Annotated in this window: 26 protein-coding genes; 8 read left to right on the forward strand and 18 right to left on the reverse strand. The window is 62.3% G+C overall.

Features of this window, described 5'->3' with window-relative positions:
• Positions 1 to 100: 100 nt before the first annotated feature.
• The 6 genes from J4E08_RS09265 to J4E08_RS09290 all read right to left on the reverse strand — a co-directional run bounded on the left by J4E08_RS09265 (position 101) and on the right by J4E08_RS09290 (position 4,388).
• Positions 101 to 796 carry an OmpA family protein gene (locus tag J4E08_RS09265; RefSeq protein ID WP_183963422.1) on the reverse strand — a complete coding sequence of 232 codons (696 nt, stop codon included), beginning with the start codon at positions 794 to 796 and terminating at the stop codon, positions 101 to 103.
• 5 nt (positions 797 to 801) lie between these two features.
• Positions 802 to 2,226 carry a type II and III secretion system protein family protein gene (locus tag J4E08_RS09270; protein WP_349538227.1) on the reverse strand — a complete coding sequence of 475 codons (1,425 nt, stop codon included), beginning with the start codon at positions 2,224 to 2,226 and terminating at the stop codon, positions 802 to 804.
• 228 nt (positions 2,227 to 2,454) lie between these two features.
• Positions 2,455 to 3,330, reverse strand: coding sequence for a Flp pilus assembly protein CpaB (gene cpaB, locus J4E08_RS09275; protein WP_349538228.1), 876 nt, complete (start codon positions 3,328 to 3,330; stop codon positions 2,455 to 2,457).
• 212 nt (positions 3,331 to 3,542) lie between these two features.
• On the reverse strand, positions 3,543 to 3,731 hold the full coding sequence (locus J4E08_RS09280; RefSeq protein ID WP_183963416.1) for a hypothetical protein: 189 nt from the start codon (positions 3,729 to 3,731) through the stop codon (positions 3,543 to 3,545).
• 136 nt (positions 3,732 to 3,867) lie between these two features.
• Positions 3,868 to 4,056 (reverse strand): hypothetical protein, encoded by a 189-nt coding sequence (locus tag J4E08_RS09285; RefSeq protein WP_349538229.1) that lies wholly within the window; start codon positions 4,054 to 4,056, stop codon positions 3,868 to 3,870.
• A 143-nt stretch (positions 4,057 to 4,199) separates the two neighbouring features.
• Positions 4,200 to 4,388, reverse strand: a complete 189-nt coding sequence (locus J4E08_RS09290) for a hypothetical protein (protein WP_349538230.1) — start codon at positions 4,386 to 4,388, stop codon at positions 4,200 to 4,202.
• Between the two features lie 351 nt (positions 4,389 to 4,739).
• Between J4E08_RS09290 and J4E08_RS09295 the strand changes: the two genes are divergently transcribed.
• Positions 4,740 to 5,579 carry a lytic transglycosylase domain-containing protein gene (locus J4E08_RS09295; RefSeq protein ID WP_349538231.1) on the forward strand — a complete coding sequence of 280 codons (840 nt, stop codon included), beginning with the start codon at positions 4,740 to 4,742 and terminating at the stop codon, positions 5,577 to 5,579.
• Positions 5,580 to 5,650: 71 nt separating this feature from the next.
• On the opposite strand, the gene J4E08_RS09300 is transcribed toward J4E08_RS09295, so the two are convergent.
• From J4E08_RS09300 to coxB, 11 genes are all read right to left on the reverse strand, one after another.
• Positions 5,651 to 7,063, reverse strand: a complete 1,413-nt coding sequence (locus J4E08_RS09300; protein ID WP_349538232.1) for an FAD-binding oxidoreductase — start codon at positions 7,061 to 7,063, stop codon at positions 5,651 to 5,653.
• Positions 7,064 to 7,119: 56 nt separating this feature from the next.
• Positions 7,120 to 7,947, reverse strand: a complete 828-nt coding sequence (locus J4E08_RS09305) for an MBL fold metallo-hydrolase (RefSeq protein WP_349538233.1) — start codon at positions 7,945 to 7,947, stop codon at positions 7,120 to 7,122.
• Positions 7,948 to 8,081: 134 nt separating this feature from the next.
• Positions 8,082 to 8,666, reverse strand: coding sequence for a GNAT family N-acetyltransferase (locus tag J4E08_RS09310; protein WP_349538483.1), 585 nt, complete (start codon positions 8,664 to 8,666; stop codon positions 8,082 to 8,084).
• Positions 8,666 to 9,928 (reverse strand): M16 family metallopeptidase, encoded by a 1,263-nt coding sequence (locus tag J4E08_RS09315; protein WP_349538234.1) that lies wholly within the window; start codon positions 9,926 to 9,928, stop codon positions 8,666 to 8,668. Before J4E08_RS09315 ends, J4E08_RS09310 begins: the two co-directional genes overlap by 1 nt.
• Complete coding sequence (thrC, locus tag J4E08_RS09320; protein WP_349538235.1) at positions 9,925 to 11,313, reverse strand: threonine synthase; 1,389 nt, start codon at positions 11,311 to 11,313, stop codon at positions 9,925 to 9,927. The genes J4E08_RS09315 and thrC overlap by 4 nt, the downstream gene beginning before the upstream one ends.
• On the reverse strand, positions 11,313 to 11,987 hold the full coding sequence (locus J4E08_RS09325; RefSeq protein ID WP_349538236.1) for an SURF1 family protein: 675 nt from the start codon (positions 11,985 to 11,987) through the stop codon (positions 11,313 to 11,315). Before J4E08_RS09325 ends, thrC begins: the two co-directional genes overlap by 1 nt.
• A 119-nt stretch (positions 11,988 to 12,106) precedes the next feature.
• Complete coding sequence (locus J4E08_RS09330; protein WP_183963398.1) at positions 12,107 to 12,940, reverse strand: cytochrome c oxidase subunit 3; 834 nt, start codon at positions 12,938 to 12,940, stop codon at positions 12,107 to 12,109.
• 19 nt (positions 12,941 to 12,959) lie between these two features.
• Complete coding sequence (locus tag J4E08_RS09335; RefSeq protein ID WP_349538237.1) at positions 12,960 to 13,586, reverse strand: cytochrome c oxidase assembly protein; 627 nt, start codon at positions 13,584 to 13,586, stop codon at positions 12,960 to 12,962.
• Entirely contained in the window at positions 13,576 to 13,770 is a 195-nt protein-coding gene (locus J4E08_RS09340) for a cytochrome c oxidase system small membrane protein (RefSeq protein WP_349538238.1), read from the reverse strand. Before J4E08_RS09340 ends, J4E08_RS09335 begins: the two co-directional genes overlap by 11 nt.
• 1 nt (position 13,771) lies before the next feature.
• Positions 13,772 to 14,707 carry a heme o synthase gene (gene cyoE / locus J4E08_RS09345; protein WP_349538239.1) on the reverse strand — a complete coding sequence of 312 codons (936 nt, stop codon included), beginning with the start codon at positions 14,705 to 14,707 and terminating at the stop codon, positions 13,772 to 13,774.
• Between the two features lie 73 nt (positions 14,708 to 14,780).
• Positions 14,781 to 15,692, reverse strand: coding sequence for a cytochrome c oxidase subunit II (gene coxB, locus J4E08_RS09350; protein WP_349538240.1), 912 nt, complete (start codon positions 15,690 to 15,692; stop codon positions 14,781 to 14,783).
• Positions 15,693 to 15,909: 217 nt separating this feature from the next.
• On the opposite strand from coxB, the gene tldD reads away from it, so the two are divergent.
• Both tldD and dprA read left to right on the forward strand, forming a co-directional pair.
• Positions 15,910 to 17,331: a metalloprotease TldD gene (gene tldD, locus J4E08_RS09355; protein WP_349538484.1), complete on the forward strand. Its 1,422-nt coding sequence runs from the start codon at positions 15,910 to 15,912 to the stop codon at positions 17,329 to 17,331.
• Positions 17,332 to 17,879: 548 nt separating this feature from the next.
• Entirely contained in the window at positions 17,880 to 19,061 is a 1,182-nt protein-coding gene (gene dprA / locus J4E08_RS09360) for a DNA-processing protein DprA (protein WP_349538485.1), read from the forward strand.
• Positions 19,062 to 19,063: 2 nt separating this feature from the next.
• On the opposite strand, the gene J4E08_RS09365 is transcribed toward dprA, so the two are convergent.
• Positions 19,064 to 19,498: a hypothetical protein gene (locus J4E08_RS09365; protein ID WP_349538241.1), complete on the reverse strand. Its 435-nt coding sequence runs from the start codon at positions 19,496 to 19,498 to the stop codon at positions 19,064 to 19,066.
• 164 nt (positions 19,499 to 19,662) lie between these two features.
• Here J4E08_RS09365 and topA point away from each other — a divergent pair, with 164 nt between their 5' ends.
• The 5 genes from topA (at position 19,663) to J4E08_RS09390 (ending at position 25,164) form a co-directional block, all read left to right on the forward strand.
• Complete coding sequence (gene topA / locus J4E08_RS09370; protein ID WP_349538242.1) at positions 19,663 to 22,350, forward strand: type I DNA topoisomerase; 2,688 nt, start codon at positions 19,663 to 19,665, stop codon at positions 22,348 to 22,350.
• A 157-nt stretch (positions 22,351 to 22,507) separates the two neighbouring features.
• Positions 22,508 to 23,059 carry a L,D-transpeptidase gene (locus tag J4E08_RS09375; RefSeq protein ID WP_349538243.1) on the forward strand — a complete coding sequence of 184 codons (552 nt, stop codon included), beginning with the start codon at positions 22,508 to 22,510 and terminating at the stop codon, positions 23,057 to 23,059.
• Between the two features lie 107 nt (positions 23,060 to 23,166).
• A complete protein-coding gene (locus J4E08_RS09380; RefSeq protein WP_349538244.1) occupies positions 23,167 to 23,688 on the forward strand; it encodes a superoxide dismutase family protein in 522 nt (173 codons plus the stop codon).
• A 148-nt stretch (positions 23,689 to 23,836) separates the two neighbouring features.
• Entirely contained in the window at positions 23,837 to 24,541 is a 705-nt protein-coding gene (locus J4E08_RS09385; RefSeq protein WP_183963371.1) for a CoA transferase subunit A, read from the forward strand.
• The gene (locus J4E08_RS09390) at positions 24,541 to 25,164 is read left to right on the forward strand and encodes a 3-oxoacid CoA-transferase subunit B (protein WP_183963369.1); all 624 of its coding nucleotides are present in this window, start codon (positions 24,541 to 24,543) and stop codon (positions 25,162 to 25,164) included. The genes J4E08_RS09385 and J4E08_RS09390 overlap by 1 nt, the downstream gene beginning before the upstream one ends.
• Positions 25,165 to 25,168 lie beyond the last annotated feature (4 nt).

Here is a 25,168-nt window from a genome sequence, read left to right on the forward strand (position 1 = left end):
ATATCGGCACCAGTTCAAACACATGTGTTCGACAGCAAAACGGGCCGCCAAGTCATTGGCAGCCCGCTAAAATTTCTGACACGCTTCCGATCAGGCCGGGTTACTGACCAATGGACAGTTCGTTGCCGGTTTGTGCGTTCAGCGAGGAGGACGGTTCCGCACTGTTGATGTATTCGCGATAGATAATCTCGGCATACTTGCCTTCGAGCACGGTGGGATGCCGCCCGACAAAGCCAGACACTTCGGTCACGGTACGCCTGTTGCGCCGTTCGCGTCCCTCGGTCACAATCAGGGGCTGTGTTTCGCCAAAGGACACGACCGCCTCCAGACGGGAGCGGGAGATGCCCTGGCTGACGAGGAAGTTCACGACTGTATTTGCACGGGCAAGACCAAGCGCCTTGTTGTACCCGTTGCCGCCAACCTTGTCGGTATGGCCATAAACGCGGAACGTCGCCTCGGGGAACTGGCGTATCCACCGCGCCTGTTCCCGCAGGGTGTCTACGCCGCCCTGGTCCAGCACCGAAGAGTTGAACGCAAAGTTCACCGTTGTCATCACCTCGGAGGCAAAACGCTGCGACAGTTCATAGACGTAGGTCTTTTCGCCGGTCATGTACTGGTGGTTGTTCATCGTCGCATTGCCAAAGGCACCGGTGTCGACGGAGGCGCCCACATCGCTGCGAAAGCCTTCGACCATGGAGCTTTGGGTCGAAGAGGAACAGCCCGAAACGAGCAGCCCCATCGCCATCCCGGACAGGGCAAGCCTGAAGGTCGGCCGGGGAAGGGAGGTGTCTGCCATGGTCATCAATCCATCACGTAGCCGTAAGAGCCGTTGAAATCCTGCTTGGCGATTTCGCCTGCGGCACCTGTTGTGGGCGTGCGGCCGCCGGTGACCTTGCCGCCCAGAAACAACTCGCGCTCGGTGGGCAGGGTCACGCGGTCGGTTGGCAGCGCAAGCGCCTCGCCCCGCACCGGCGTCACCAGGTGCGGTGTCACAATGATCACAAGCTCCGACTGTTCCCGTTCGTATTCAGCGGACCGAAACAGCGCCCCAAGGATCGGCACGTCCCCGAGCCAGGGCACCTGGCTGTTCAGGTTGTAGAAATCTTCCTGCAGCAGGCCTGCCACGGCGAAGCTTTCACCGTCACGGAGCTCGACGGTGGTCGACGTTTCGCGGCGCGCAAAGCCAGCGACGGTGACATCTGAAAAGGTGATGCCGTTGCCGGCGTCGATAGAGGAAACCGCAGCCTCGATTTCGAGGTTGATGAGGTCGCCATCAATGACACGCGGAACGAAGGCCAGCTCCACACCGAAGGGTTTGAATTCGATGGTGACGGAATCGTCACCCTGCGCCACCGGAACGGGATATTCGCCACCAGCGAGAAAGGTGGCCTCTTGCCCCGACAATGCGGTCAGGTTTGGCTCCGCCAAGGTGCGGACCATCCCCTTGTTTTCAAGCGCTTCAAGCAGGATGCCCACTTCGAGGCCGCCTGCGTTGAACCCGAAAATCACCGCGCCATCTGTGCCAAGGCGACGGGGGCCAAGCTTGTTGGCAACAGCGTCCACATCCGCGGCAACGGCGGCGTTCCCGGTGCCAAGCTCGACGCCCAGATCGCCATTCAACACCGAACCGCCGGTTGCGATCGAGGCGCGCAGCGCCTTGGATACCGACCTGCGCATTTCTGCGAAGCGGACCTTGAGCATCACCTGCTGAATGCCGCCGACCACCATCAGGTTGGAGACGCGTTCCGGCGCATAGCGTTGGGCCAGATCAAGCGCGCGTTCCATCCGCGCAATTGAGGTGACGGTGCCAGACAACACGATGCCATCGTTTGCGGTGCGAACCTCAATTGTTTCCTCTGGCAGGATCTGGCGCAGACGTTCCTTGAACTCGGTCACGTCCGCGGCCACGCGCACATCCACGTTCGTCACAAGCTGACCCGCCGCGTCGAGGATGGTCAACGTCGTCGTGCCGGGCGATTTTCCCAGCACGTAGATGGTACGATCCGAAAGGGAGGAAATGTCAGCGATGGCGGGGTTGGCGATGGAGAGTTCGGCGAAGGGGATATCACTTTCGACGACCACAGCGCGGTTCATGGGCACGTTCAGAACCGACTCCGTGCCTGTGCGCACCACGCGGATGGATTCCGCATGGGCCGGCACGGACAGTGTCGCAGCGCCCAAGGTCAGCCCAAGCAGGGCCGCCTTTATAAATCCGTCAATTTGCATGTGACCTGCCTTTCGATCACGCCTCGTTCGCGGGTCTTGCTGCCCACATTTGCCGGTACTGTGCGGCACAACTGCTTTTAATGCAAGAATCAAGGCATTCGGCTGCACGCTTTATGTGGATAACCGGTCACAGATCCGGTTTTTCGTATAGCGGAGGCCAGGCCCTTAAATGGAAACAGAGCGCGGAGGCGCGCGCTCTGAGTGTTGCGTAACTTGATGACCGCCGGCTCAATTGGTGCAGGGAATTGGGATCTCCATCACCTCTGACCCGCGCCGTACACGGGTAGAGCAGGTCTTCGCCTTCGGGGCAGCCTGCGGCGTCGGCGCCGCGCGCTCGATGCCGAGCATCGACAATTGGTCCACTTCGATCGGACCCGTGACGGGGGTGGTGTCGGTCACGCCGATCAGCGACAAGGTCAGCTTGCCGGTTGACTGCGCGTGTGTCAGCACACTGACCACATCGCGGGTGCCCGCAACGGTGACGGTTTGCGCGATGCTTGTCGCGGATGTGTCCGCCTCGGCGTTCTGGTCGATGGCAATCAGGCGCACGCCGCTTTGGATCAGCCGGGTGACTTCGTTGGTCTGACCACGCCCGTCGCCGTTGAGCGATGGCGTTTCCACGCGACCCGTCCAGTAAATGTCCACCCTGTCGCCGGGGCGCAAGAAGCCGGACACGCCGGAGGCCACGTCCACCTTCAGGGCAAACGCACTTTCTCCCGCCCGAAGATGGGACGTCAGCCCGGCGGAGCCGCCAGGTTCGGAAACCTTGCTGGGCAGAAGGGCTTCAAACGGGTCGATGGCACGCAGGGCGACGCGGCGCTCGATGCCGGGGCCCAGAAACGGGGTGTCCTCGGTGAAGACACCCTCGGGCATGATTTCCACGGGCCAGGGCGCCAGCTTCACGTCGTCCTCGGTGACTTCGTGGCCATAGGGAATGGCGTTGACCGAGACATACACCATCTTTGTCGGGACGGAGGCCACCTGGTTTTGCTGAGCTTGGTCCAGCGCGGTCTCATACGCTCCGATATAGTTCTGAGCCATGTAAACGGCGAAACCGGCGAGGCCGATTCCGACGAGAAGAACCAGTCCGAATACAAGTCGCATAAATCACCTCATGGTACGCGTCAGTCGCAGGGCACGGATGGCGCCCTACGGCGGTTTTCTAAAGTCTCACTGCATTGTTGCGAGAGCGTGGAGCCTTTGCGGCCTTTCCAAGGCGCTTGGGCCTCAGAGCAATGAAGCGTGCCACACGTGGCACGCCTGAGCAGACCTTTCGAAGAAGACTGGCGTCTCGGCGGGCAGGGCCGCCGGTGTCCTTACTCTTCGGTCGGAAGGGGTTCTGCCCCGATGCGCGCGCCGGCAGCATTCGCCAGAGTGTGGGTGCTTGTTTCAATCTGCAAATATGCAGCAACGGCGAGCCCGACCACGGCGGCGGTCAAAACGACCCAATCCACGGTGACAGCACCGGACTCATTGCGGGTAAAACGCTTGATAATCTGGAACATGCGCCTGTTTCCTACTGATATAAAAACGGGCGGACCCAATGACTGGCCAGCCAGATGGAAAAGGGAGGCGCGCGCGTTTTGCGGACGCCTCCCTCAAGAGGTGGTCACGCCGCGTTCAAGAGCGGCGCGGCGGCTATTAGTCAGCTGCCAGGGTGTTTTCAGCGTCCACACGCAGAGCGGCTGCGTCGATCAGGGTCGTGGTCGATGTTTCGATCTGGGTGTAGGCGGCCACGGCCAGACCCACGACGGCTGCGGTCAGGACGACCCAGTCAACTGTCACGGCGCCGGCTTCGTCTTTGCGGAAGTTCTTGATGAATGCGAACATGGTTTTGTCTCTCGATCTGAAGCTCTGACCCATCGCGGGCCTTCTGAGCTATGAAATGTGGGGGCGCGCGAGGGGCGAAACCCGCGCAAGTCTCAGCCGATCAGGCGATGGTCACGCGGTCCACGTGGACTGCGGAGCGCCGATCAGTCAGCTGCCAGAGTGTTTTCAGCGTCCACACGCAGAGCGGCTGCGTCGATCAGGGTCGTGGTCGATGTTTCGATCTGGGTGTAGGCGGCCACGGCCAGGCCCACGACGGCTGCGGTCAGGACGACCCAGTCAACTGTCACGGCACCGGCTTCGTCTTTGTGGAAGTTTTTGATAAAGTTCATCATGGTCTCTCTCCGTAGGTATGTTGTGCTCACGTGGACCAGCTTTGGGATCGTAGCGGGCTCTCTCATTCCCTGTCCCTCGTTGGTATGACCTAGTTTTGAACCTGCTTTGGGGCGTTTTTTTGACCTGATTGTAGTGATTTTTAAGCCAAGGCTAATTTCGTAATTAAAATATGCAACGCCATGGTTTCATTGTGTAAAACAGGCTGATCGCCGTCGCCTCGGTGGGGATTTGTATGCTTTCGGGCAGGGTGGTGAGGCAAGGCGGTTCCTCGAATGGCAACACTATTGGTGTTTTGGGGCGAATTGTGCGAAGTTAGGTCAAAGAAAACCCGACAAGGGATCGAGCAGCCCATGGGACTCACTATCGCAAAAGCTGCGGCTTTGACCGTTCTGCTGTCTGTGCCGCTAGCGCTTGAGGCGCAGCAGATCACCAGTGACTTCTCTGCCCGTCGGGTGAAACCGCCCAAGCCGGGAGAAAAGCGTATCACTGTGCAGATTGCGCCACGCGCCAATCCTGCGGTGCCGCCGTTGCCAACCATAACCGATCCCGCCCCTGTTCAGCGTGCCAGTGCCGCGGCCAGCGCGCCGCGTGCCGCGACCGGCCACTACAGTTGGTTCTGGGACGTGGTGTCCCCGACGATCGAGGCAACTGCGCCGGGTCGTCTTGCGCCGGCCCTGGCCTCCTTGAGCAAAGGGCCGGGTGGGGCACGGGTTGCCGCGCCGAGATTGCAGGACATCCAGGATATCGCGGCGGTGCACGGCAGGGATTTGTTGATGGAAACCGTCGGGACCCGCGTGTCACCTGCGCTGGCGCTGGCCGTGATCTATGTGGAATCCGGCGGGCGACCGGCGGCCGTCAGCAGCGCAGGCGCGCAGGGGTTGATGCAGCTCATGCCCGCCACCGCGAGCCGATTTGGCGTCGAGGACTCCTTGGACGCCGTGCAGAACATTCGTGGCGGGGTGCGGTTTCTCGACTTTCTTATCGAGAAATTCGATGGCGACCCGATCCTGGTGCTTGCGGGGTATAATGCGGGCGAAAATTCCATCGGCACTCACGGCGGTGTGCCGGATTTTGCTGAAACACGGGACTATGTGCCGAAAGTCCTCGCCGCTTTCGAGGTCGCCCGTGGTCTGTGCCTCACGCCACCGGAGCTGTTGTCCGATGGCTGTGTGTTCCGTGTGTCGCAGTAGCGAATAGGACGCGGGGGCCAGCCTCCGTACCGCCGGAGCATTTCGAAAGCAAAGAAACGGGCCGGGCCTCGCTAGTCGGGCAGCACCGCGCCGGGGTTCATGATGCCCGCCGGGTCGAGCGCTGATTTGATCGCTCGCATGGCGGCCAGCTTGGTCGGGTCGCCGTAGCGCAGCATGTCATCGGTTTTCAGGCGCCCGATGCCGTGCTCTGCGCTGACGGAGCCGCCCATGGCGTGGGTCAGGTCATGCACGCAGGTCTTGATCGCGTCGCGTTGGTGGGCGTGGTCAGCGCGGGTCCGGCCCGGCATGGGAAAGACGTTGAAGTGCAGGTTGCCATCCCCCAGGTGGCCGAAGCAGTTGATCCGGTAGCTGTCAATCTCGGCAAGGCGCGCGTGCGCTTCGGGGATGAATTCCGGTATGACAGAGAGCGGCAGCGCAATGTCGTGGCTGGAGATGGAGCCGATGCGGCGGTTGGCCTCGGGGATCTGTTCCCGGATCGTCCAGAAGTCCTGCGATTGCTGTTTGGATTGCGCAATGAGGCCGTCCTCGGACAGCCCGTCCTCCAGCGCGCTGGCAAAGAGGGTCTCCAGGGCTTCGGTCGGATCGGTTGCAGGGCCGGTGCCGATTTCGATCAGCACGCACCATTCCGGTGGCTCGGGCCAGGGGCGGCGGATGTCGGGCAGTGTCTCTGCCAGAAAGTCGATGCCCTGACGGTGGATCAACTCGAAGGCGGAGATGGTGTCCCCCAGAATGTCACGGGCGCGGGCGAGCAAAGACAGCGCCGTGGCCGGGGAAGGTGTTGCCAGCAAGGCCGTGCCCGTGGCGCTGGGGCGGGGGAACAGTTTCAGGCTGGCGGCGGTGATGACGCCCAGCGTCCCTTCGGCCCCGATCAGGAGATGGCGCAAATCGTAGCCGGTGTTGTCCTTGCGCAGACGTTTCAGACCGTTCCAGATCTCGCCGTCTGGCAGCACGGCCTCCAGCCCCAGAACCAGATCGCGGGCGTTGCCGTAGCGCAGGGTGTTGATGCCACCGGCGTTGGTGGACAGCAGGCCACCGATGCGCGCAGACCCCTGAGAGGCGAGCGACAGCGGGAAGAGGCGGTTCACGGCCTCGGCGGCATCATGCACGTCGGCGAGAATGGCGCCTGCCTCGACTGTCAGGGCATTTTCCTCCGGAAAGACGGCGCGAACGGCGGTCATGCGCTCCAGCGACAGAAGCAGCGGCGCACCGTCAGGGGCGATCTGCCCACCCACCAGCCCGGTGCCGCCACCGTAAGGCACCAGTCCGGTGCCGGTCTGTGCGCAATGGCGGACGATGGTGGCGACGTCTTGGGTGCTGCGCGGCAGGGCGACCCAGCCTGACGATCCTTGCCAGCGGCCCCGCGGTTCTTCGAGAAACCGCGGTTCGACGCGGCGCAGGGTGTCGGCGGGCAACTGCTGTGACAGCGTGTCGGCAAAGGCATCGGTAGCGGGGGTCAGCGTCATGGTCGGTCCTTTATACTCCCCCAAGGGATAGGCCAGTGGGACCGGGATGCAAGGGGTCAGCGCAGGTAGTCCGGGCGCAGGACCACGACGGTGGGACGGGAGGGCAAGCTGCGCAGGCTGACCTCCATCGACGAGGCATCGCGGCGGTCGATGGCAAAGCTTTCGCTGATCTCGGTCAGGAACTGCTCCAGCGCGTAGCCGGAAAACCAGTGCATGGGGATCACGACGGAGGAGCGTAGCCGTTCCAGCATGGGCACGACCTTGTTGAGCGGCAGGGTCATGCCGCCATCCACCGCAACCATGACAACATCCAGCCGCCCGAGGGCCGCGAATTGTTCATCCGTGGGAATGTGATGAAGGTGGCCAAGGTGCCCGATGCACAGCCCTTCGACCTCGAACACGAAGATGGAATTGCCCTTTTCCTCGGTGCCGCCGAACCGCGAGCGAATGTTGGTGGACACATTGCGGATCAGCACTTCGCCAAGATCGAGATGATGGTCGATGCCGCTGCCGAAGGGTTCGCCCCAGCCGGGCAGGACATGCGGTATGGCGGGATCCGGGAAGGCGGTCCAATGGGTATCATGAGCGTGGTTCATGGTCACGACGTCAGGGATCATGTCGACATTGCCGATAAACCCGGTGAAGTCGGTGACTGCGTTCAACCCTCCCGGCGTTTGCAGCAGAAAGCTGGCATGGCCGATGTAGCTCAGACGCACGGTGTACTCAGGGATCGGGTCCTGCCAGGACGCCTTTTGCAGATACTCCAGACCCGGCGCAGCATCGGCGATGGCGATGCAATGCGACGGTCGGCGCGTCTCTGTCTGCGCCTGCGCAGGAGACATTTGCGTGGCGAGAAGGGCGAAGACGAGAGCGAGGCGGGACATGGGCAGGCTCCTTATGGTTGAGGAAGCCTAGCAAGGGAGTGTCGATTGCCAAAGCAAAGCCAACGCAAGCGCAGTTCACGTTGGGGTGAGCGATGAGATGCGCGGCAGGGCCAAAGATGCCTGCCGACCGGCGCTTAGCCCGCGTCGGTGCGACCGCGTCGGTCCAGTCGAAGGCAGGAATACAGAACATGCGTCCGCCACCGGCCATTGATCTGGAGGTAGCTTTGCGCCACGCCCTCGTATTTGAAGCCGGAGCGTTCCAGCAACCCCCGCGAGGCGGTGTTCTCCGGCAGGCAGGCCGCCTCCATCCGTGAAAGGCCCAGCCTTTCAAAGGCGTGATGGGTGACGGCGGTGATGGCTTCGGCCATGTAACCCTGCCGTGCGTAGCGTTGGCCGGTCCAGTAGCCCAAGGTGCCCGCCTGCGCCGGACCGCGCCGTATGTTGTCCAGCGTGATCGCACCGATCAGCGCATTGTCTGCCCGCCGGATCAGGAACAACGGGATCGCCGTTTCGCCAGTGACAGAGCGCTGCGCCCAGTAGACGCGATTGGTGAACGCCTTGCGCGACAGGTGATCCTCGGACCAGCTGGGCTCCCAGGGGGTCAGGTAGTTGCGGCTTTCCTGACGCACGGCGCACCATGCGTTGAAATCGGAGTGCAAGGGCGGCCGCAGGGTCAGCCGCTCCGTTTCGATCCGGAACTTGCGCCGGAAGGACAGCATCACGCTGCCCGCCGCGCCTGCAATGCCTCCAGCGTGGGCGCGCCGGAGACCGGCCCGTACAGAGCCAGCGACAGCGCCGCCTGCGCCGCCTGTTGTTCGGCAAACGCCAGAACAGCTTCGCGCGTGACGGCGTCGATGCGGGCCACGGTTTCCTCGATCGGGGGGACCTTGCCCCAGATCTGGATCATCCGGGCCATGCGTTCGGCGCGGCTTGACGGGCTTTCGAGCCCCATCAGCAGACCGGCCTTCATCTGGGCGCGGGCACGCTCGATCTCGGCATCGGACATGTCCTCGGCCGCGCGCTTCATCTCATCGACGGTCAGAGTCATCAGGTCGGACAGCTCGTCGCCCGAGGTGCCGGCGTAGATCGTCGTCATGCCGGTGTCGGCATAAGCGCCGCTTTGCGCGAAGATGGTGTAGCACAGGCCGCGCTTTTCGCGGATCTCCTGGAACAGGCGGGAGGACATGCCGCCGCCAAGCGCCGTGGCGTAGATCTGCGCGTTGTAGAACATCGGATCGCGGTAGCCGGGGGCCTCGAAGGCCAGCGCCATATGCGCCTGCTCCAGGGTCTTGTCCTTGCGCGTTTCGCCCCCGTGGAAGGTGGCCGTGTCGGCGATCAGCCCGTCGCGGGGCGCGCGGTCGCCAAAGAGGCGCTCTGCCTGTTTGACCAATGCGTCGTGGTCCACGGCACCGGCGGCCGACAGGATCATCTGGCTGGGACCGTAATGTTCGTCGACAAAGGTTTCCAGGTCGGCGCGGCCAAAGCTGTTCACCCTTTCGGCTTCGCCCAGAATGGTGCGGCCGATGGGCTGGTTCGGGTAGGCCTTTTCCTGCAACCAGTCAAAGATCACGTCGTCCGGCGTGTCGGCGGCCTGACCGATTTCCTGAAGGATCACATGACGCTCGGTCTCGATCTCCTTCTGGTCAAAGACCGGGTTGAGGAGGATGTCCGCCAACACGTCCACCGCCAATTCGGTGTCTGCCTTCAGCACGCGGGCGTAATAGGCAGTCACTTCGCGGGAGGTATAGGCGTTGATGTAGCCACCCACATCCTCGATCTGCTCGGCGATTTGCAGGGCGGAGCGTTTGGCCGTGCCCTTGAACGCCATGTGTTCGAGAAAATGCGCGATGCCGTTCTGCTCTTCACGCTCGTGGCGCCCCCCAGCAGTGATCCACAGCCCGAGAGCGGCGGATTCCATGGATGGCATATGTTCGGTGACGACCCGAAGGCCGTTGGAAAGCGTGGTGAGTTGGACGGTCACTTGTTGATGCGCTCCTGAATAAGAGACTCGAGGGCGGCGAGGTCATTGGCGACCCGCGTCACACGTTCGGGACGCTCATACAGGTCCGCCATCCGGTTTGGAAGGGGCGGGCGCATGCCGGAGGCTTTCTCCACCGCGTCGGGGAATTTGGCCGGATGCGCCGTGGCCAGCGTGATCATGGGGGTGTCGGAAGCGCGCAGGGTTTCCGCGACGCGCACGCCGATGGCGCTGTGCGGGCAGAGCAATTCGCCCATGGTTGTCTGGGCCGACTGGATGGTGGCGAGGGTTTCCTCCTCGGACACGCGGCCCGAGTCGAAATGTTCGCGCAGGGCTTGCAGCGCGCCTTGCGACACGTTGAAGCCGCCGTCCTTCAGCTCGTCCATCAGCTGTGCCACCGCCGCGCCGTCGCGGTCATAGGCGTCGAACAAGGCACGCTCGAAGTTGCTGGAGACCTGAATGTCCATCGACGGCGAGATCGACGGATGCACCTGCGAGGTCTGGTAGGCGCCGCCGGTCAGGCAGCGGTGCAGGATGTCGTTCTGGTTGGTGGCGACCACCAGCCGGTCGATGGGCAGGCCCATGCGCTTGGCGATATAGCCGGCAAAGATGTCGCCGAAGTTGCCGGTGGGCACGGTGAAGCTGACCTTGCGGTCCGGCGCGCCGAGCGACACGGCGGAGGAGAAGTAGTAAACCACCTGCGCCAGAACGCGCGCCCAGTTGATGGAGTTCACCCCGGCGAGGCGGACGTTGTCGCGGAACTCGAAGTGGTTGAACATGTCCTTCAGGCGGGCCTGACAGTCGTCGAAGTGACCATCCATCGCCAGCGCATGCACATTGGCCTCCGGCGGGGTGGTCATCTGACGGCGCTGCACCTCGGAGACGCGGCCGTGGGGAAAGAGGATAAAGACGTCGACATTGTCGAGGCCCTTGAACGCTTCGATGGCCGCAGACCCTGTGTCGCCGGAGGTCGCACCCACAATGGTCACACGCTCGCCGCGCCGTTCCAGCGCCTCTTGAAAGAGCTGACCGATGATCTGCATGGCGAAGTCCTTGAACGCCAGCGTCGGACCGTGGAACAGCTCCAGCAGGAAATGGTTCGGGGCCAGTTGCACCAGCGGCGCGCGGGCGTTGTGACCGAAACCGGCGTAAGCCTTGGCGATCAGGTCGGCAAAGACCTCGTCGGTGAAGCCGTCACCCACGAAGGGGCGCATGATGCGAAAGGCGGTTTCTTCGTAGGTCAGCCCTTGGAGCGCACGGATATTGTCAGCTGACAATTGTGGGATGGTCTCCGGGACGTAGAGGCCACCGTCGCGGGCAAGGCCGGAGAGCATCGCCTCTTCGAAGGTCAGGGCAGGGGCCTGTCCCCGTGTGGAAATATAGCGCATCAGTCAGTGCCTTTCGCGATACGGCGTATCCAGACGCCGGTCATGATCAGCCATACCGCGGCCAGGGAGAACCAGGTGATGGCGTATTGCAGGTGATCGTTCGGGATGGCGGAGGTGTCAACCGGCATGGGCTGCACGCTGGTCGGAGCCGGATCAATCTGGCGCGCCACGACCAGAAGGGGTTCGGTTTGCAGCGCCTCGGACATGGGGCCGAGGTCTCGCGCATACCATATGTTCTTGGCTTCGTCGTTGTCCGGCGTCGAGGAGTTGCGGTCGTCAGGCCAGTGCAAGTTGGCCGAGATGTGTGCCGGCCCGGCGTAGAGCGGCGCGTCCTTCTGGTCGACGGGGAGGAACCCGCGGTCGACCAACACGCGGCGGCCCTCCTCCGTCTGGAACGGAGAGATCACCCGCCAGCCAGCGCCGCGCATCTTGGCGGAGACAAGAACATAGAGCGCGCCGTCTTCCAGCGTGCCGTCGAGCGCGGTTGGCAGATAGCGCTGAGTCTCCGGGTCCATCAGCCTGGGAAGGGGCTGCGGTTCGCCGTAGATGGTGGCTTCGATGAGGGCCAGTTCCGCTTCCTTCTGGCCCAGCCGGTCCACCTGCCAAAAACCGAGGCGCAGAAGAATGGCCACGCCGATCAAGCCGATCAGGATGGGGGCGAGGTAGCGTTTCATGACGTCTCCCGGAACGGAAAAGGCGCGGCCGTGACAGCCGCGCCTTGGTTTACCTTGTGAGCCACGGGACGCAAGGCCCTGTGATCTGGTCCAGCGTCAGGGACAGCCCCGACCTGCGATCAACCGCCCCAGATGTAGATGGACGCGAAGAGGAACAGCCACACCACATCGACGAAGTGCCAGTACCAGGCAGCCGCCTCGAACCCGAGGTGGTTTTCGGGAGTGAAGTGACCCTTCATCGTGCGCAGCAGGCAGATGAACAGGAAGATGGTGCCGATGATGACGTGGAAGCCGTGGAAGCCGGTCGCCATGAAGAAGTTCGCGCCGTAGATATTGCCCGAAAAGCCGAAGGCCGCGTGGGAATACTCGTACGCTTGGAACACGGTGAAGATCAGGCCGAGGATCACCGCGATGGCGAGGCCTTGCTTGATCTCGTCACGTTTGTTGCCGTGCACCAGAGCGTGGTGTGCCCAGGTGGCCGCCGCGCCGGAGCACAGCAGGATCAGCGTGTTGATCAAGGGCAGGTGCCACGGGTCAAATGTCTCGATGCCCGCTGGCGGCCACTGGCCATCCACTGCGGGGGAGTTCGGACCCATCGGGTACAGGGCGTGTTTGAAGAACGACCAGAACCACGCGAAGAAGAACATCACTTCGGACATGATGAACAGGATGAAGCCGTACCGCAGGCCGATCAGCACAACAGGTGTGTGGTCGCCGACCTTGTTCTCTGCAACGGTTTCTGCCCACCAGCCGAACATCACGTAAAGTGTGCCGACGAAGCCGATCAGAAACAGCCACGGTCCGGAAATCTGAATCGCGCCGAACAGGACGGTCATGCCGCCGGACATCCAGCCGACTGCCCCGAACAGCATGATGAACGCAAACACGGAGGCCAGGAGGGGCCAGATGCTGGGGTTCAGGATGTGGTAGTCGTGATTTTTTGCATGCGCCATGGCGTTCCCTCGTTAGGCGTTAGTTCACGGATGCCGGAGCACCGTTTTCGTTTTCGGCACCGCCCGGAAGATCGGAGGTACCGCTGTCTATATCGAGCGCGGCCTGCACGTCTTCGGGCAGGTCGATCTCGTAGAAAGTGTAGGAAAGCGTGATGTGCTTATAAAACTTTGCGTCGCCGTCTTCGAGGATCTCGGGATCGACAAAGAAGCTGACAGGCATCTGAACACGCTCACCGGGCTGCAGAACCTGTTCGGTAAAGCAGAAGCACTCGATCTTGTTGAAGTACCCACCCGCCTGATAGGGCGCGACGTTGTAGGCGGCCTGACCGGCGACGGGGTGGTCGGTGGGATTGTATGCCTCGAAGAAGGCGAGGCCTTCTTCGCCGAGGCGTACTTCCATCTCTGTCTGCATGGGTTTGAATTCCCATGGCATGTTGCGTTCCTTGGAGGCGTCGAATTTGACCTTGATGGTGCGGTCGAGGATCTCGCGCCCCTGATCGGCCAGTGCGACCTGCGTGGTGCCGCCGAAGCCGGTCACACGGCAGAACCAGTTGTAGAACGGAACGGATGCCCAGGCGAGCGCGCCCATCGTGACGACCACGCCGAGGGTCTGGACCAAGGTTTTGGTTTTGGGATCAATCGCCATCTGCGGAGCCTCCGGAGTCGATCACGGTGGAATTCTCGGTCGGTCGCATGGCAAAATCACCGCTGCTGACCTTGACCATGGTCATGCCGAAAACGATCGCGATGAAAGCGCCAAGTGTCAGGCCCAGCCCCACATTGCGGGAGCGTCGGCGCTTGTGCAGTTCGTGTTCTTTGGTGATAGCCATATCAGAGCACCCCGAAGCGCGTGAGACCAGCGTCCACCAGGATCGCGCCGAAATGCGCGAAGAGGTAGAGCAGGGACAGTTTGAAGAAGCTCTTCTCGACCTTGAAGTTGTCTGCCTCCGATGCGGCCTCGTCACGGCGCCAGATGTCGACAGCGCCTTTGAGGAAGAGCGCGTTCAGCACCACGGCCGTTGCAAGGTAGACGGGGCCGCCCACCTGGGTGAACCCGAGGCCAATGGCAAAGATCGCCAGAAGCACGGTGTAGGCCAGGATGTGGTTGCGGGTCGCGCGGCGTCCGTGTGTCACGGTCAGCATCGGCACGGTGGCGTTGTCGTAGTCCATGCGGACGAACAGGGCGAGCGCCCAGAAGTGCGGCGGCGTCCACAGGAAGGTCAGGCAGAACATAAGCACGGAAGCGGTGGAGATTTCACCGGTGGCTGCCGCCCAGCCGATCATCGGAGGGAAAGCCCCTGCGGCACCGCCGATGACGATGTTCTGTGGCGTCAGACGTTTCAGCCACATGGTGTAGACAACGACGTAAAAGAAGATCGTGAAGGCCAGCAGGCCAGCGGCCAGCCAATTGGTGGCAAGGCCGAGGAACACCACGGCAAATACGGACAGTGTCAGGCCGAAGGCCAGAGCTTCCTCGCGGGTGACTTTGCCTGCGGGGATGGGCCGCTTTGCGGTGCGCTTCATGACGGCGTCGATATCGCTGTCGTACCACATGTTCAGGGCGCCGGATGCGCCGCCGCCAAGGGCGATGAAGAGCACGGCACAGAAGCCGAGGAAGGGATGCACCGACACAGGCGCCGCAAGCAGGCCGACGAAGGCCGTGAACACCACAAGCGTCATCACGCGCGGCTTGAGCAGGGCGAAGTAGTCGCCGAACTGGGCTTCTTGCGTGTCGGTCAAAGTGGGATCGAAGCTGGCGTCGCTCATGAAGGGGGCTTTCGCTGACGGTTCGGTAAGGCGGGTAGGCCGGGGTGTCCCCGACCTACGAGATCTTGCGAGATCAGTTGGTCAGAACTTCGCGGACGTCGGTGTACCAGCCTGCCTCGGTGGAGGCGGCAAGCCATGCGTCATAGGCTTCCTGGCTGACCACTTTGACGGTGATCGGCATGTAGGCGTGGTAGATGCCGCAGAGTTCGGAACACTGGCCGAAGTAGACACCTTCGCGGTCAGCCTCGAACCACAGTTCCGCAAGGCGACCCGGAACGGCGTCCTGTTTTACGCCGAAGGCAGGGATGGTCCAGGAGTGGATCACGTCCGCGCCGGTCACCTGCATCACAACGGTTTTGCCAACGGGCACGACCACGGCGGTGTCGGAGGCAAGCAGGAATTCGTCTTCGGACAGGCCGACGGCTTCGAGCTGCGCGATCACGCTGTCGTTCTTGCGGTACTCGGCATCAGCTTCCGGCGCATCGCCGCTGAGGTAGCTGAGGTCGGCGCCGGGCGAGCCGATCATGTAGCTGTCGTAGGCCAGGTCGGTGCCGACATATTCGTAGCCCCAGTACCACTGGTAGCCGGTGACCTTGATGGTCAGGTCCGCCTCGGGGATTTCCTGCTGCTTGAACAGAACCGGCAGCGAGAAGGCACCGATGAAAATCAGGATCACGATGGGGCCGAGGGTCCATGCGATTTCCAGCGGCGAGTTGTGGGTGAAGCCCGCCGGTGTCTTGTTCGCCCGCCGATTGAAACGGATCGCGACGAAGGCCAGCAGCGCGGTCACAAGCAGACAGATCGCGGTGATGATGATCAGGATCATGCCATCAAGCCAATGCAGATCTGTCGCCAGTTCGGTGGCCGCGGGCTGAAAGCCAATCCCGCCTTGATGTGGCTTGCCAATGATTGGCAGGTCCTGCGCCAAAGCCGGCGCGGCGACAAGGGCACCCATCAGGCCCGTCATCATCGTCTTGAAGGTCATGTATCTACCCTGATCGATTCTAGTTGCACGCGGGCCCGCCGACCCGAAAATTCTGAGTGGTAACGCGAAGATGGAGCATGGTCTTCTGGTCCTGCTCCCTCCCTACGGCATACCGTTGCGTTCTGCCGGACTAGAAACCATATTCTGTCCACCCGTGGAAGCATGGTGTCCGCGGCAAAGCGCCGCTTTTTTGATCCAGATCAACTCCGAGGTCCAGATGTCAGACGCAGAATTTCGCCCTTTTGAAACACATTTGGACCTTGACCGCACACTTGCGCAGGTCCGTGATACCCTTGCCGGCGCGGAGGACGGGGAGCTTTTCCTGGAGCGACGACGCTCTGAATCACTGGTTCTCGACGATGGGAGGGTCAAGACGGCCAGTTACGACGCCTCCGAGGGATTCGGTTTGCGCGCCGTTCGGGGCGAGGTGGCAGGCTACGCCCACGCCACGGAAATTTCCGAACAATCTTTGAAAAGAATGTCGGAAACGGCCCGTTTGGCGATTGGAGAGGGCGGTGGCGTCATGGCGCCTCCCCCTTTGGGCACGAATCGGCACCTGTATACCGACGCCGATCCCATCGCTGGCGCGAGCTTTCCGGTGAAGGTCGACACGCTCAAGGAGATCGACGCCTTTGCACGGGCGCTGGATCCAAGGGTGGTTCAGGTCACGGCGACCATCGCCGCATCCTTGCAGGAAGTGGCGATCCTGCGGCCCGAAGGTGGCCTGGTGACGGATGTGCGCCCAATGACCCGTGTGAACGTGTCCGTGATCGTCGAGGACCAGGGACGGCGCGAGGCGGGCACCGCCGGCGGCGGTGGGCGTGTGTCGCTGGACGGTCTGCTCGATCCCGTCGACTGGCAGTCCAAGGCGCGCGAGGCGCTTCGGATTGCGCTGGTGAACCTGGAGGCGGAGCCAGCCCCGGCGGGTGTGATGGACATCGTGCTTGGCCCCGGCTGGCCCGGTATCCTGTTGCACGAAGCCATCGGTCACGGGCTGGAGGGCGATGCGAACCGCAAGGGGTCGTCGGTGTTTGCGGGTCTCATGGGGCAGCAGATCGCAGCGAAAGGTGTCACCGTGTTGGACGACGGCACGATCCCCGACCGGCGTGGGTCAATCACCATCGACGACGAAGGCACGCCCTCGGGCAAGAACGTTCTGATCGACGACGGCAAGCTGGTGGGCTTCATGCAGGACCGCCAGAACGCGCGATTGATGGGGGTCAATCCCACCGGCAACGGGCGGCGTGAGAGCTATGCGCATATTCCGATGCCGCGCATGACCAACACCTACATGCTGGGCGGAGAGACCGATCCGGGCGATATCGTTGCGGATCTGAAGGATGGCATCTGGGCCGTGGGCTTTGGCGGCGGGCAGGTGGACACAACGAATGGCAAGTTCGTGTTCTCCTGCACCGAGGCCTATCGCGTCAAGGATGGCAAGGTCGGCGCGCCGGTCAAGGGCGCGACGCTGATCGGCGACGGGGCGACCGCGTTGAATGGCATCCGTGCCATCGGCAACGATATGGCGCTTGATCCGGGCATGGGCAACTGCGGCAAGCAGGGGCAGTGGGTGCCCGTGGGGGTGGGCCAGCCGACGGTGATGATCGGCGGCCTGACCGTGGGTGGCGCTGGCAACTGATGTCAAAGAGCGCGTGAATGAGGGCTGCGTGATCCGTCGCGCGGCCCTTGGTGTATCTTGATGATGGATGTTTGGCATCCTGCGCTTTGGGTGCAGACCGTCGCCAGCGGTTTTACAACAGGGTCTGGCCCGCAGGTGAAGGATGGCAGTGACAATAGCTTGGTCGGCGGTGCCTGCTTTTACCATGGCTTGATGCTGCTGCGAGGTTGGGAGCGGCGCTGCGGCCGTGACGAGGTTCAGGTGGGCGGTGCTTTGGGGCGATGGCCACACATGGGGTTGATGATCACAAGGGGGCCAAACCTCGGGGCGGTAGAGCGCGTCGGGCCGCTTATGGTGTTTTTTCAATGCGCTATTCTGCGCGGGCTTGTGTCCAGGTCGGAAAATCTGGCGCGTTGCGGAAGCGCATTGACAAGATGAGCGGCATTCTTGAACCAAATTTTCCACGAATTCAGAAGGTTAAAGAGATAGGCGCAGCTTTTCGCTTTCGGGTTTACTTCTGATTAACCGGCCACTCGCTATAGATGTTCTTGCAAGACGGCGGGGCCAGGATGCGCAACGACAGTTACTCTTCCACTCACCCCCCACTCCCACCCACCACGGAAGATTCTCGTGTGGACTGGCTCCGTCTCTTGCGCTCTCGTCGGGTGGGGCCGACGACCTTCTGGAAATTGATGGCGGAACACGGCACGGCGCGCAACGCGCTGGAGGCTTTGCCAGAGGTTGCCCGAGCTGCCGGTGTAGCGCGGTACGAGGTCTGTCCTGAACATTTGGTGCTCAAGGAGATGAAAGCAGCGCGCACCTGTGGCGCTCGCCTGATTTGTCGCGGTGCGCCTGAATATCCCGGCGCTCTGGCGCAGATTGCAGATGCGCCGCCGGTCTTGTGGCTGGTGGGCGACAGCAATGTCCTGCGCCGTCCGATGGTGGCGCTGGTGGGCGCGCGCAATGCGTCCTCCTTGGGGCTGCGGATGGCGCGACATCTGGCGGGGGGGCTGTCAGACGCGGGCTATTGCGTGGTGTCTGGCCTAGCGCGCGGGATCGACGCTGCGGCGCATGAGGCGACGCTGGATAGGGGCACCGTTGCTGTTTTGGCGGGCGGTGTCGATGTGCTGTATCCTGCGGAGAATGCAGAGCTGGCCATGCAGATCGCGGAAAAGGGCGGGGCGCGCCTCAGCGAACAGCCGATGGGAATGCAGCCCATGGCGCGACATTTTCCCACACGCAACCGCATCATTTCTGGCCTGGCGCTGGCCGTGGTGGTGGTCGAGGCGGCGACCAAGTCAGGCTCTTTGATCACCGCACGGGGCGCTTTGGACCAGGGGCGCGACGTGCTGGCCGTACCGGGCCACCCGCTGGACGCGCGGGCGTCCGGTTGCAATATCTTGATCCGCGACGGCGCGCGTCTGGTGCGCAGTACGGAGGATGTCCTTGAGGTGTTGCCGCCCTTGGAGGCGTCTGCGCAGCAGGAAATGGATTTGCCCGCGCCCGCGCCGGAGCCGCGTGGCATGCGGGAAGCGAGCGCAGCTGCACCGAGCGTCAGCTTGCAACAGGTTGCTACGCTGCACCGTCAGATCCTTGACCGGCTTGGGCCGTCGCCCACGGCCGAGGATCAGCTTGTGCGCGATATCGGCGCCGGGGCGGATCAGTTGTCTCCTGCGCTGACGGAATTGGAACTGGAAGGTCATATCCGACGGCAGCCGGGTGGATTTTTGTCACTGGTGCCGCGATCCTGATCCTAGTCGCAGACCTCCGGAAGGACACTCGACCACGTCGCGCAGTATTCCGTCCAGTACCACCACGCGTCTGTGGCTCCGACGGTCCAGTGGACCGCGACCCATGTGTCACCGGACCGCTGGTAGAGCGCCTGCATCGCCGCACCGTCGTAATCGAAAATATCGTCGGCGTCGGTGCCACGGATCACCAGATCGGAGGGGGCCATGGGCCGACCGTCCGGGCGGATCGGCTCCAGCATGGCGAATGCCACGTCGCCTTGTTGGCGCAGGTCGTTGACGCGAAATACCAACGGCGCGTTGAACAGCCATTCCGCGTGCGGTCGCATGGCGTCCATCAGGGCGCTGCGCGTCTCGGTGCCGCGTGCGGGTGTCTCCCATGCGGCCAGAGGTGCAGCGAAACAGGTCAAAACGAAGGCCAGGCTGGTGATGCGGCGCATGAAACGTCCTGTGGTGTGTCGGGTCAACCTTGTGCAGGCCGGGTGTCTGGGTCAACCGTAAAAAAGGCTCAACATTGACAAACACCCCCAATAGCCCACATCAAGCGCCGCGGTGGTTTCGCAAGTCGAACCGCCAAGAGGTACAAGAGAGGTAGCATAACCAGATGCCAGTCGTTGTCGTCGAATCTCCGGCCAAGGCCAAGACAATCAACAAGTATCTGGGGTCCGACTACACCGTTCTCGCCTCATACGGGCATGTTCGCGATCTGCCGCGCAAGGATGGTTCCGTCGACCCAGAACATGACTTTGAGATGCTGTGGGAGGTTCCCAACGATTCGCGGAAACACGTTGCGGCCATCGCCGAGGCGCTGAAAAGTGACGACGAACTGATCCTCGCGACTGACCCCGATCGCGAAGGGGAGGCGATTTCGTGGCACCTCAAGGAGGCGCTGACCAAACGCCGGTCGATCAAGAAGACCACCCACGTCAGCCGTGTGACCTTCAACGCGATCACCAAGGCCGCCGTGACCGAGGCGATGAAGAACCCGCGCGAAATCGACGCGCCGCTGGTGGAGGCTTATCTGGCCCGCCGCGCGCTGGATTACCTCGTCGGGTTCAACCTGTCGCCGGTGCTGTGGCGCAAGTTGCCCGGCGCGCGGTCGGCGGGGCGGGTGCAATCGGTGTGCCTGCGTCTGGTGGTCGAACGTGAGATGGAGATCGAGGCGTTCGATGCCCGTGAGTACTGGCAGGTGCGGGCGCAGCTGGTGACGCCGCGCGGCCAGGAATACGAGGCCCGGCTGACGGTTCTGGGCGGCAAGAAGCTGGATCGCTACGACATCCCGACGCAGGAAGCTGCAGAGCTTGCGGTGCAGGCCGTGACGTCGCGCCCGCTGACGGTGACCAGTGTCGAGGCAAAGCCCGCCACCCGCAATCCATCCGCGCCGTTCATGACGTCGACCATGCAGCAGGAAGCCAGCCGCAAGTTCGGGATGGGCGCCAAGCAATGCATGAGCACGGCGCAGCGGCTTTATGAGGCCGGGCACATCACCTACATGCGGACCGACGGCATCGACATGGCGCCAGAGGCGGTGACCGCCGCCCGTGCCGCCATCGAGGCGCGGTATGGCAAGGCCTACGTCCCTGAAAAGGCGCGCATTTACAAGAACAAGGCGAAGAACGCCCAGGAAGCGCACGAGTGCATCCGCCCGACCGAAATGACGGCGGACGTGGAGAAGCTGCAACTGCGCGATGCGGATCAGCGCAAGCTGTATGATCTGATCTGGAAGCGGACTTTGGCCTGCCAGATGGAATCCGCGCGGATGGAGCGCACCACGGTGGAGATCGGATCTGAGGATGCGCAGGTTGGTCTGCGCGCCACAGGGCAGGTCATCACCTTTGACGGGTTCCTGAAAGTCTACGAAGAAGGCCGGGACGACGTCGAGGCGGGGTCGGAAGATGATCGCCGCCTGCCGCAGGTCATGCAGGGCGAACCGGCCAAGCTGAGCGGGGCCGCAAGCCTGCCCAAGGGCGATGCCAAGGTGGTCAAGGGCGCCGACGGTTCGGTTGTGGGGCAGCAGAGCTTTACCCAGCCGCCGCCGCGCTACACCGAAGCGACGCTGGTCAAGCGCATGGAAGAATTGGGCATCGGTCGCCCGTCGACTTACGCCAGCGTCATCAGCACGATTCAGGACCGCGACTATGTCCGCAAGGACCAGAACCGTCTGATCCCTGAGGACAAGGGCCGGATCGTCACGATCTTCCTGCAGAATTTTTTCAAGCGTTATGTGGAATACGATTTCACCGCGGCGTTGGAGAACCAGCTCGACGATGTGAGCGCGGGCGATATGGACTACAAGGAAGTCCTGAACCAGTTCTGGCGGGATTTCTCGGCGGCGATCAGCGAGACGTCGGATTTGCGGATCACCGAGGTGCTGGATGTGCTGGACGAGGCGCTGGCCCCACAGCTGTATCCGGCGCGTGATGACGGCACGGACCCTCGGGTCTGTCCGCGCTGCGGGGCAGGGCAGTTGCACCTGAAGACCTCGCGCAGCGGCGGTTTCGTGGGCTGCGGCAATTACCCTGAATGTACGTACACACGTCCCATCACCGGCGATGGTGCCGATGACCTGCTGCTGGGCGAGGACGATGGCGATCAGATCTGGCTGAAATTTGGCCAGTATGGTCCTTATCTTCAGCGTGGGGAGCAGGTTCCCGGATCGAAAGAAAAGCCGCGGCGTTCAAACCTGCCGATGGATCGGTCGAAAAAGCCGCTTCCCGGTTGGTCGCCCGATGAGATGACGCTGGAGAAGGCGGTGACGCTGCTGACGTTGCCGCGCGAGATCGGGATGCACCCGGAGGGCGGGGTCATCAAGGCGGCGCTTGGCCCATGGGGGCCATACATCATGCACCAGCTGCCTGACGAGGAGAAGCCGGTCTACGTCAACCTCAAGGAATTGCAGGAGGTTTTCGAAACCGGCATGAACTTGTCGGTGGAAATGCTGGCCGAGAAACGCGCCAATCCCGGACGGGGCCGACGTGGTGCGGCCAAGGTTCTCAAGGAAGTGGGCGACCACCCCGATGGTGGCAAGATCGCGGTCTATGACGGCAAATACGGCCCGTACGTGAAATGGGAGAAGGTCAACGCGACCCTGCCCAAGGATGTGGAGGCCGACGCGTTGACCATGGAACAGGCGCTGAAGCTGATCGAGGAAAAGACGGGTCAGAAGGGCGGCAAGAAAGCCGCTGCCAAGAAGCCCGCCGCGAAAAAGACAGCTGCCAAGAAGACGACGGCCAAAAAAGCGCCCGCGAAGAAAAAGGCCCCGGCCAAGAAGGCAGAAGGGTCTGAAGACTGACAGGATCGGGGCATCGGGAGATCATCCCGGTGCCCTTTTCACGCGTTTTTCGTGTTGCGTATATACCATCATATGCACGCTCAAGAATGTGTGATTTTCCTTTGAGGCATGTCGACCGCATTTTAAGGCGCAAGACACATCAAGGGAAGGACCCCACATGGCATCGCACCACATGTCCCGTCGCGCTCTTATGGCCGCTGGCGCAGCGTCGTTGATCATGCCCGCAATGGCGCGTGCAGCAGACCCGCGGCGCAATACATCGAGCTTCCTGGCGCAGGATTGGCGCGACCATTTCAGCCAGTTGGGCAAAGGTTGCATCGTGTGTGACACCGAAAGCCGCGCAATGCACTTCTGGTCGGGTGACGGTTCTGACTACCGGATTTATCCGACATCCGTGCCGAAGACCGATGAGCTGACGCGGCGTGGCTATTCCGAGATCGTGCGCAAGAAGGTTGGGCCGTCCTGGACGCCGACCTCCAGCCAGATGGAGCGGTTCCCCGACTGGAAACCGGTCAAGGGCGGTGCGCCGGACAATCCGCTGGGCAGCCATGCCATGTACCTCGATTGGCCCGCCTACCTGATCCACGGCACCCATGACACGCGCAAGATCGGGCGGCGGTCGTCGGACGGCTGCATCGGCACCTACAACGAAAAGATTGCCGAGTTGTTCGAAATCACGCCGATCGGCACGCAGGTTCGTCTGATCTGACGGGATCGTGAGGTCAGCCCTGCAACGTGTGCGGGTTGGCTGCGTTAACCTGATATGCGAGGCGCGCCCGAGTGCAGGCGTCCTCAAGACATATCAGGGAGATTTTCATGAACCGTTTCATTTTGTCCGCCGCAGCGGCGCTTTGCGCAACATCAGCCTTGGCGGAAAGCCATTCGATGGAGCCGCCTGAACCGACTGCCACGTCAGAAATCATCGGTCTCGAAGGCGAGGCCATCGGGGAGGCGACACTGACCCAAGGGCCGGATGGCGTTCTGATCCACGTCCGCGTCGAGGGGCTGGAGCCGGGCAAGCACGGGTTGCACCTGCACCAGATGGCGACCTGCGAGCCGGGCGAAGGTTTCACCACCTCCGGTGGCCACGTGGGCAAGGTCGAAGGCGGCCACGGTTTGCTGAACATGGACGGCCCGGAAGACGGCGACTTGCCTAACTTGTTCGTGGCTTCCGATGGCGTGGGCGAGATGGAGGCCTATACCACCATGGTCACGGTGGAGGGGCTGATGGATGAAGACGGCTCCGCCTTTATCATCCACGAGGCTGGCGACGATCATGTGAGCCAGCCCATCGGTGGCGCAGGCGGTCGCGTCGCCTGTGGCATGATTGGCGGCTGATGAACCGGGCCACCCTGTTTCAGGGTGGCCCTTTTTACTTGGTCCATGACGGGTATGGTCTGTTACCGGTCGCTTCTGCTGGCGTCGCGTTGACTTCGTCCGGCGAAGGGGCGAGAACTCTCGGGACCAAAGTCCAAGGGAGTGTCCCATGAAGAAAGTCTACGGCTCCGCGCAGGAGGCGCTCGACGGCCTGCTGAACGACGGCATGCTGATCGCGGCGGGTGGCTTCGGCCTCTGCGGTATTCCGGAACTGCTGATTGACGCGATTGTCGAAAGCGGTGTGAAGGATCTCACCGTTGCATCCAACAATGCAGGCGTCGATGATTTCGGCCTCGGCAAGCTGTTGGCGACGCGTCAGGTGAAAAAGATGATGTCGTCCTATGTCGGTGAAAACGCGGAATTCATGCGCCAGTACCTGTCCGGTGAGCTTGAGCTGGAATTCAATCCTCAGGGCACTCTGGCAGAGCGTATGCGCGCCGCCGGGGCCGGTATTCCGGGCTTTTACACCAAGACCGGCGTCGGCACTGTCATTGCCGAAGGCAAGGAAGTGAAGCAGTTCGGCGGTCAGGATTACATCCTCGAAGAGGGTATCTTTGCCGATCTGGCCATCGTCAAAGCCTGGAAGGCCGACACGTCCGGCAACTGCATTTTCCGCAAGACCGCGCGCAACTTCAATCCGCCGGCCGCTATGTGCGGCAAGATCTGCGTGATGGAGGTCGAGGAGATCGTCGAACCCGGCGAGCTTGACCCGGACAACATCCACCTGCCGGGCATCTACGTGCATCGCATCATCAAGGGCGAGCACGAGAAGCGCATCGAGAAAGTCACCACGCGCAGCCGGGAGAACGCATAATGCCTTGGGATCGCAATCAGATGGCGGCGCGGGCCGCGCAGGAACTCGAAGACGGCATGTACGTCAACCTCGGCATCGGCATCCCGACGCTGGTGGCCAACTATGTCGGCGACAAGGACATTACCCTGCAGTCCGAGAACGGCATGCTGGGCATGGGCCCGTTCCCCTACGAGGGTGAAGAGGACCCGGACCTGATCAACGCGGGCAAGCAGACCATCACCGAGCTGCCCAAGACCGCGTATTTCGACAGCGCCATGTCCTTTGGCATGATCCGCGGCGGCAAGATTGCGGCGGCGATCCTTGGCGCGATGGAAGTGGCCGAAAACGGCGACCTGGCGAACTGGATGATTCCGGGCAAGCTGGTCAAGGGCATGGGCGGCGCGATGGACCTCGTTGCCGGTGTTGAAAAGGTCGTGGTGGTCATGGATCACCAGAACAAGGCCGGTGAATCGAAGCTGTTGAAAAGCTGCACGCTGCCGCTGACCGGCACGGGTGTGGTGGATCGCATCATCACGAACCTCGGCGTTCTGGACGTGGTCGAAGGTGGGCTGAAAATCGTCGAATGCGCCGAAGGCGTGACCGAGGAAGAGCTGCGGGCGGCGACCGAGGCGACGATCGTCTGAGGCT

This window comes from Sagittula sp. NFXS13, assembly GCF_040148795.1.
Taxonomy (GTDB): domain Bacteria; phylum Pseudomonadota; class Alphaproteobacteria; order Rhodobacterales; family Rhodobacteraceae; genus Sagittula; species Sagittula marina.

Bases quoted from the DNA above. Each gene is read 5' to 3' on its own strand.
- J4E08_RS09295 (WP_349538231.1), top strand. From the start codon at position 4,740: ATGGGACTCACTATCGCAAAAGCTGCGGCTTTGACCGTTCTGCTGTCT.
- cyoE (WP_349538239.1), bottom strand. From the start codon at position 14,707: ATGAGCGACGCCAGCTTCGATCCCACTTTGACCGACACGCAAGAAGCC.
- J4E08_RS09375 (WP_349538243.1), top strand. From the start codon at position 22,508: ATGGCATCGCACCACATGTCCCGTCGCGCTCTTATGGCCGCTGGCGCA.
- J4E08_RS09290 (WP_349538230.1), bottom strand. From the start codon at position 4,388: ATGATGAACTTTATCAAAAACTTCCACAAAGACGAAGCCGGTGCCGTG.
- J4E08_RS09270 (WP_349538227.1), bottom strand. From the start codon at position 2,226: ATGCAAATTGACGGATTTATAAAGGCGGCCCTGCTTGGGCTGACCTTG.
- J4E08_RS09365 (WP_349538241.1), bottom strand. From the start codon at position 19,498: ATGCGCCGCATCACCAGCCTGGCCTTCGTTTTGACCTGTTTCGCTGCA.
- tldD (WP_349538484.1), top strand. From the start codon at position 15,910: ATGTCAGACGCAGAATTTCGCCCTTTTGAAACACATTTGGACCTTGAC.
- J4E08_RS09265 (WP_183963422.1), bottom strand. From the start codon at position 796: ATGGCAGACACCTCCCTTCCCCGGCCGACCTTCAGGCTTGCCCTGTCC.
- thrC (WP_349538235.1), bottom strand. From the start codon at position 11,313: ATGCGCTATATTTCCACACGGGGACAGGCCCCTGCCCTGACCTTCGAA.
- topA (WP_349538242.1), top strand. From the start codon at position 19,663: ATGCCAGTCGTTGTCGTCGAATCTCCGGCCAAGGCCAAGACAATCAAC.
- J4E08_RS09280 (WP_183963416.1), bottom strand. From the start codon at position 3,731: ATGTTCCAGATTATCAAGCGTTTTACCCGCAATGAGTCCGGTGCTGTC.
- J4E08_RS09390 (WP_183963369.1), top strand. From the start codon at position 24,541: ATGCCTTGGGATCGCAATCAGATGGCGGCGCGGGCCGCGCAGGAACTC.
- J4E08_RS09385 (WP_183963371.1), top strand. From the start codon at position 23,837: ATGAAGAAAGTCTACGGCTCCGCGCAGGAGGCGCTCGACGGCCTGCTG.
- coxB (WP_349538240.1), bottom strand. From the start codon at position 15,692: ATGACCTTCAAGACGATGATGACGGGCCTGATGGGTGCCCTTGTCGCC.
- J4E08_RS09285 (WP_349538229.1), bottom strand. From the start codon at position 4,056: ATGTTCGCATTCATCAAGAACTTCCGCAAAGACGAAGCCGGCGCCGTG.
- J4E08_RS09335 (WP_349538237.1), bottom strand. From the start codon at position 13,586: ATGGCGATTGATCCCAAAACCAAAACCTTGGTCCAGACCCTCGGCGTG.
- cpaB (WP_349538228.1), bottom strand. From the start codon at position 3,330: ATGCGACTTGTATTCGGACTGGTTCTTCTCGTCGGAATCGGCCTCGCC.
- J4E08_RS09310 (WP_349538483.1), bottom strand. From the start codon at position 8,666: ATGCTGTCCTTCCGGCGCAAGTTCCGGATCGAAACGGAGCGGCTGACC.
- J4E08_RS09325 (WP_349538236.1), bottom strand. From the start codon at position 11,987: ATGAAACGCTACCTCGCCCCCATCCTGATCGGCTTGATCGGCGTGGCC.
- dprA (WP_349538485.1), top strand. From the start codon at position 17,880: ATGCGCAACGACAGTTACTCTTCCACTCACCCCCCACTCCCACCCACC.
- J4E08_RS09380 (WP_349538244.1), top strand. From the start codon at position 23,167: ATGAACCGTTTCATTTTGTCCGCCGCAGCGGCGCTTTGCGCAACATCA.
- J4E08_RS09340 (WP_349538238.1), bottom strand. From the start codon at position 13,770: ATGGCTATCACCAAAGAACACGAACTGCACAAGCGCCGACGCTCCCGC.
- J4E08_RS09300 (WP_349538232.1), bottom strand. From the start codon at position 7,063: ATGACGCTGACCCCCGCTACCGATGCCTTTGCCGACACGCTGTCACAG.
- J4E08_RS09305 (WP_349538233.1), bottom strand. From the start codon at position 7,947: ATGTCCCGCCTCGCTCTCGTCTTCGCCCTTCTCGCCACGCAAATGTCT.
- J4E08_RS09330 (WP_183963398.1), bottom strand. From the start codon at position 12,940: ATGGCGCATGCAAAAAATCACGACTACCACATCCTGAACCCCAGCATC.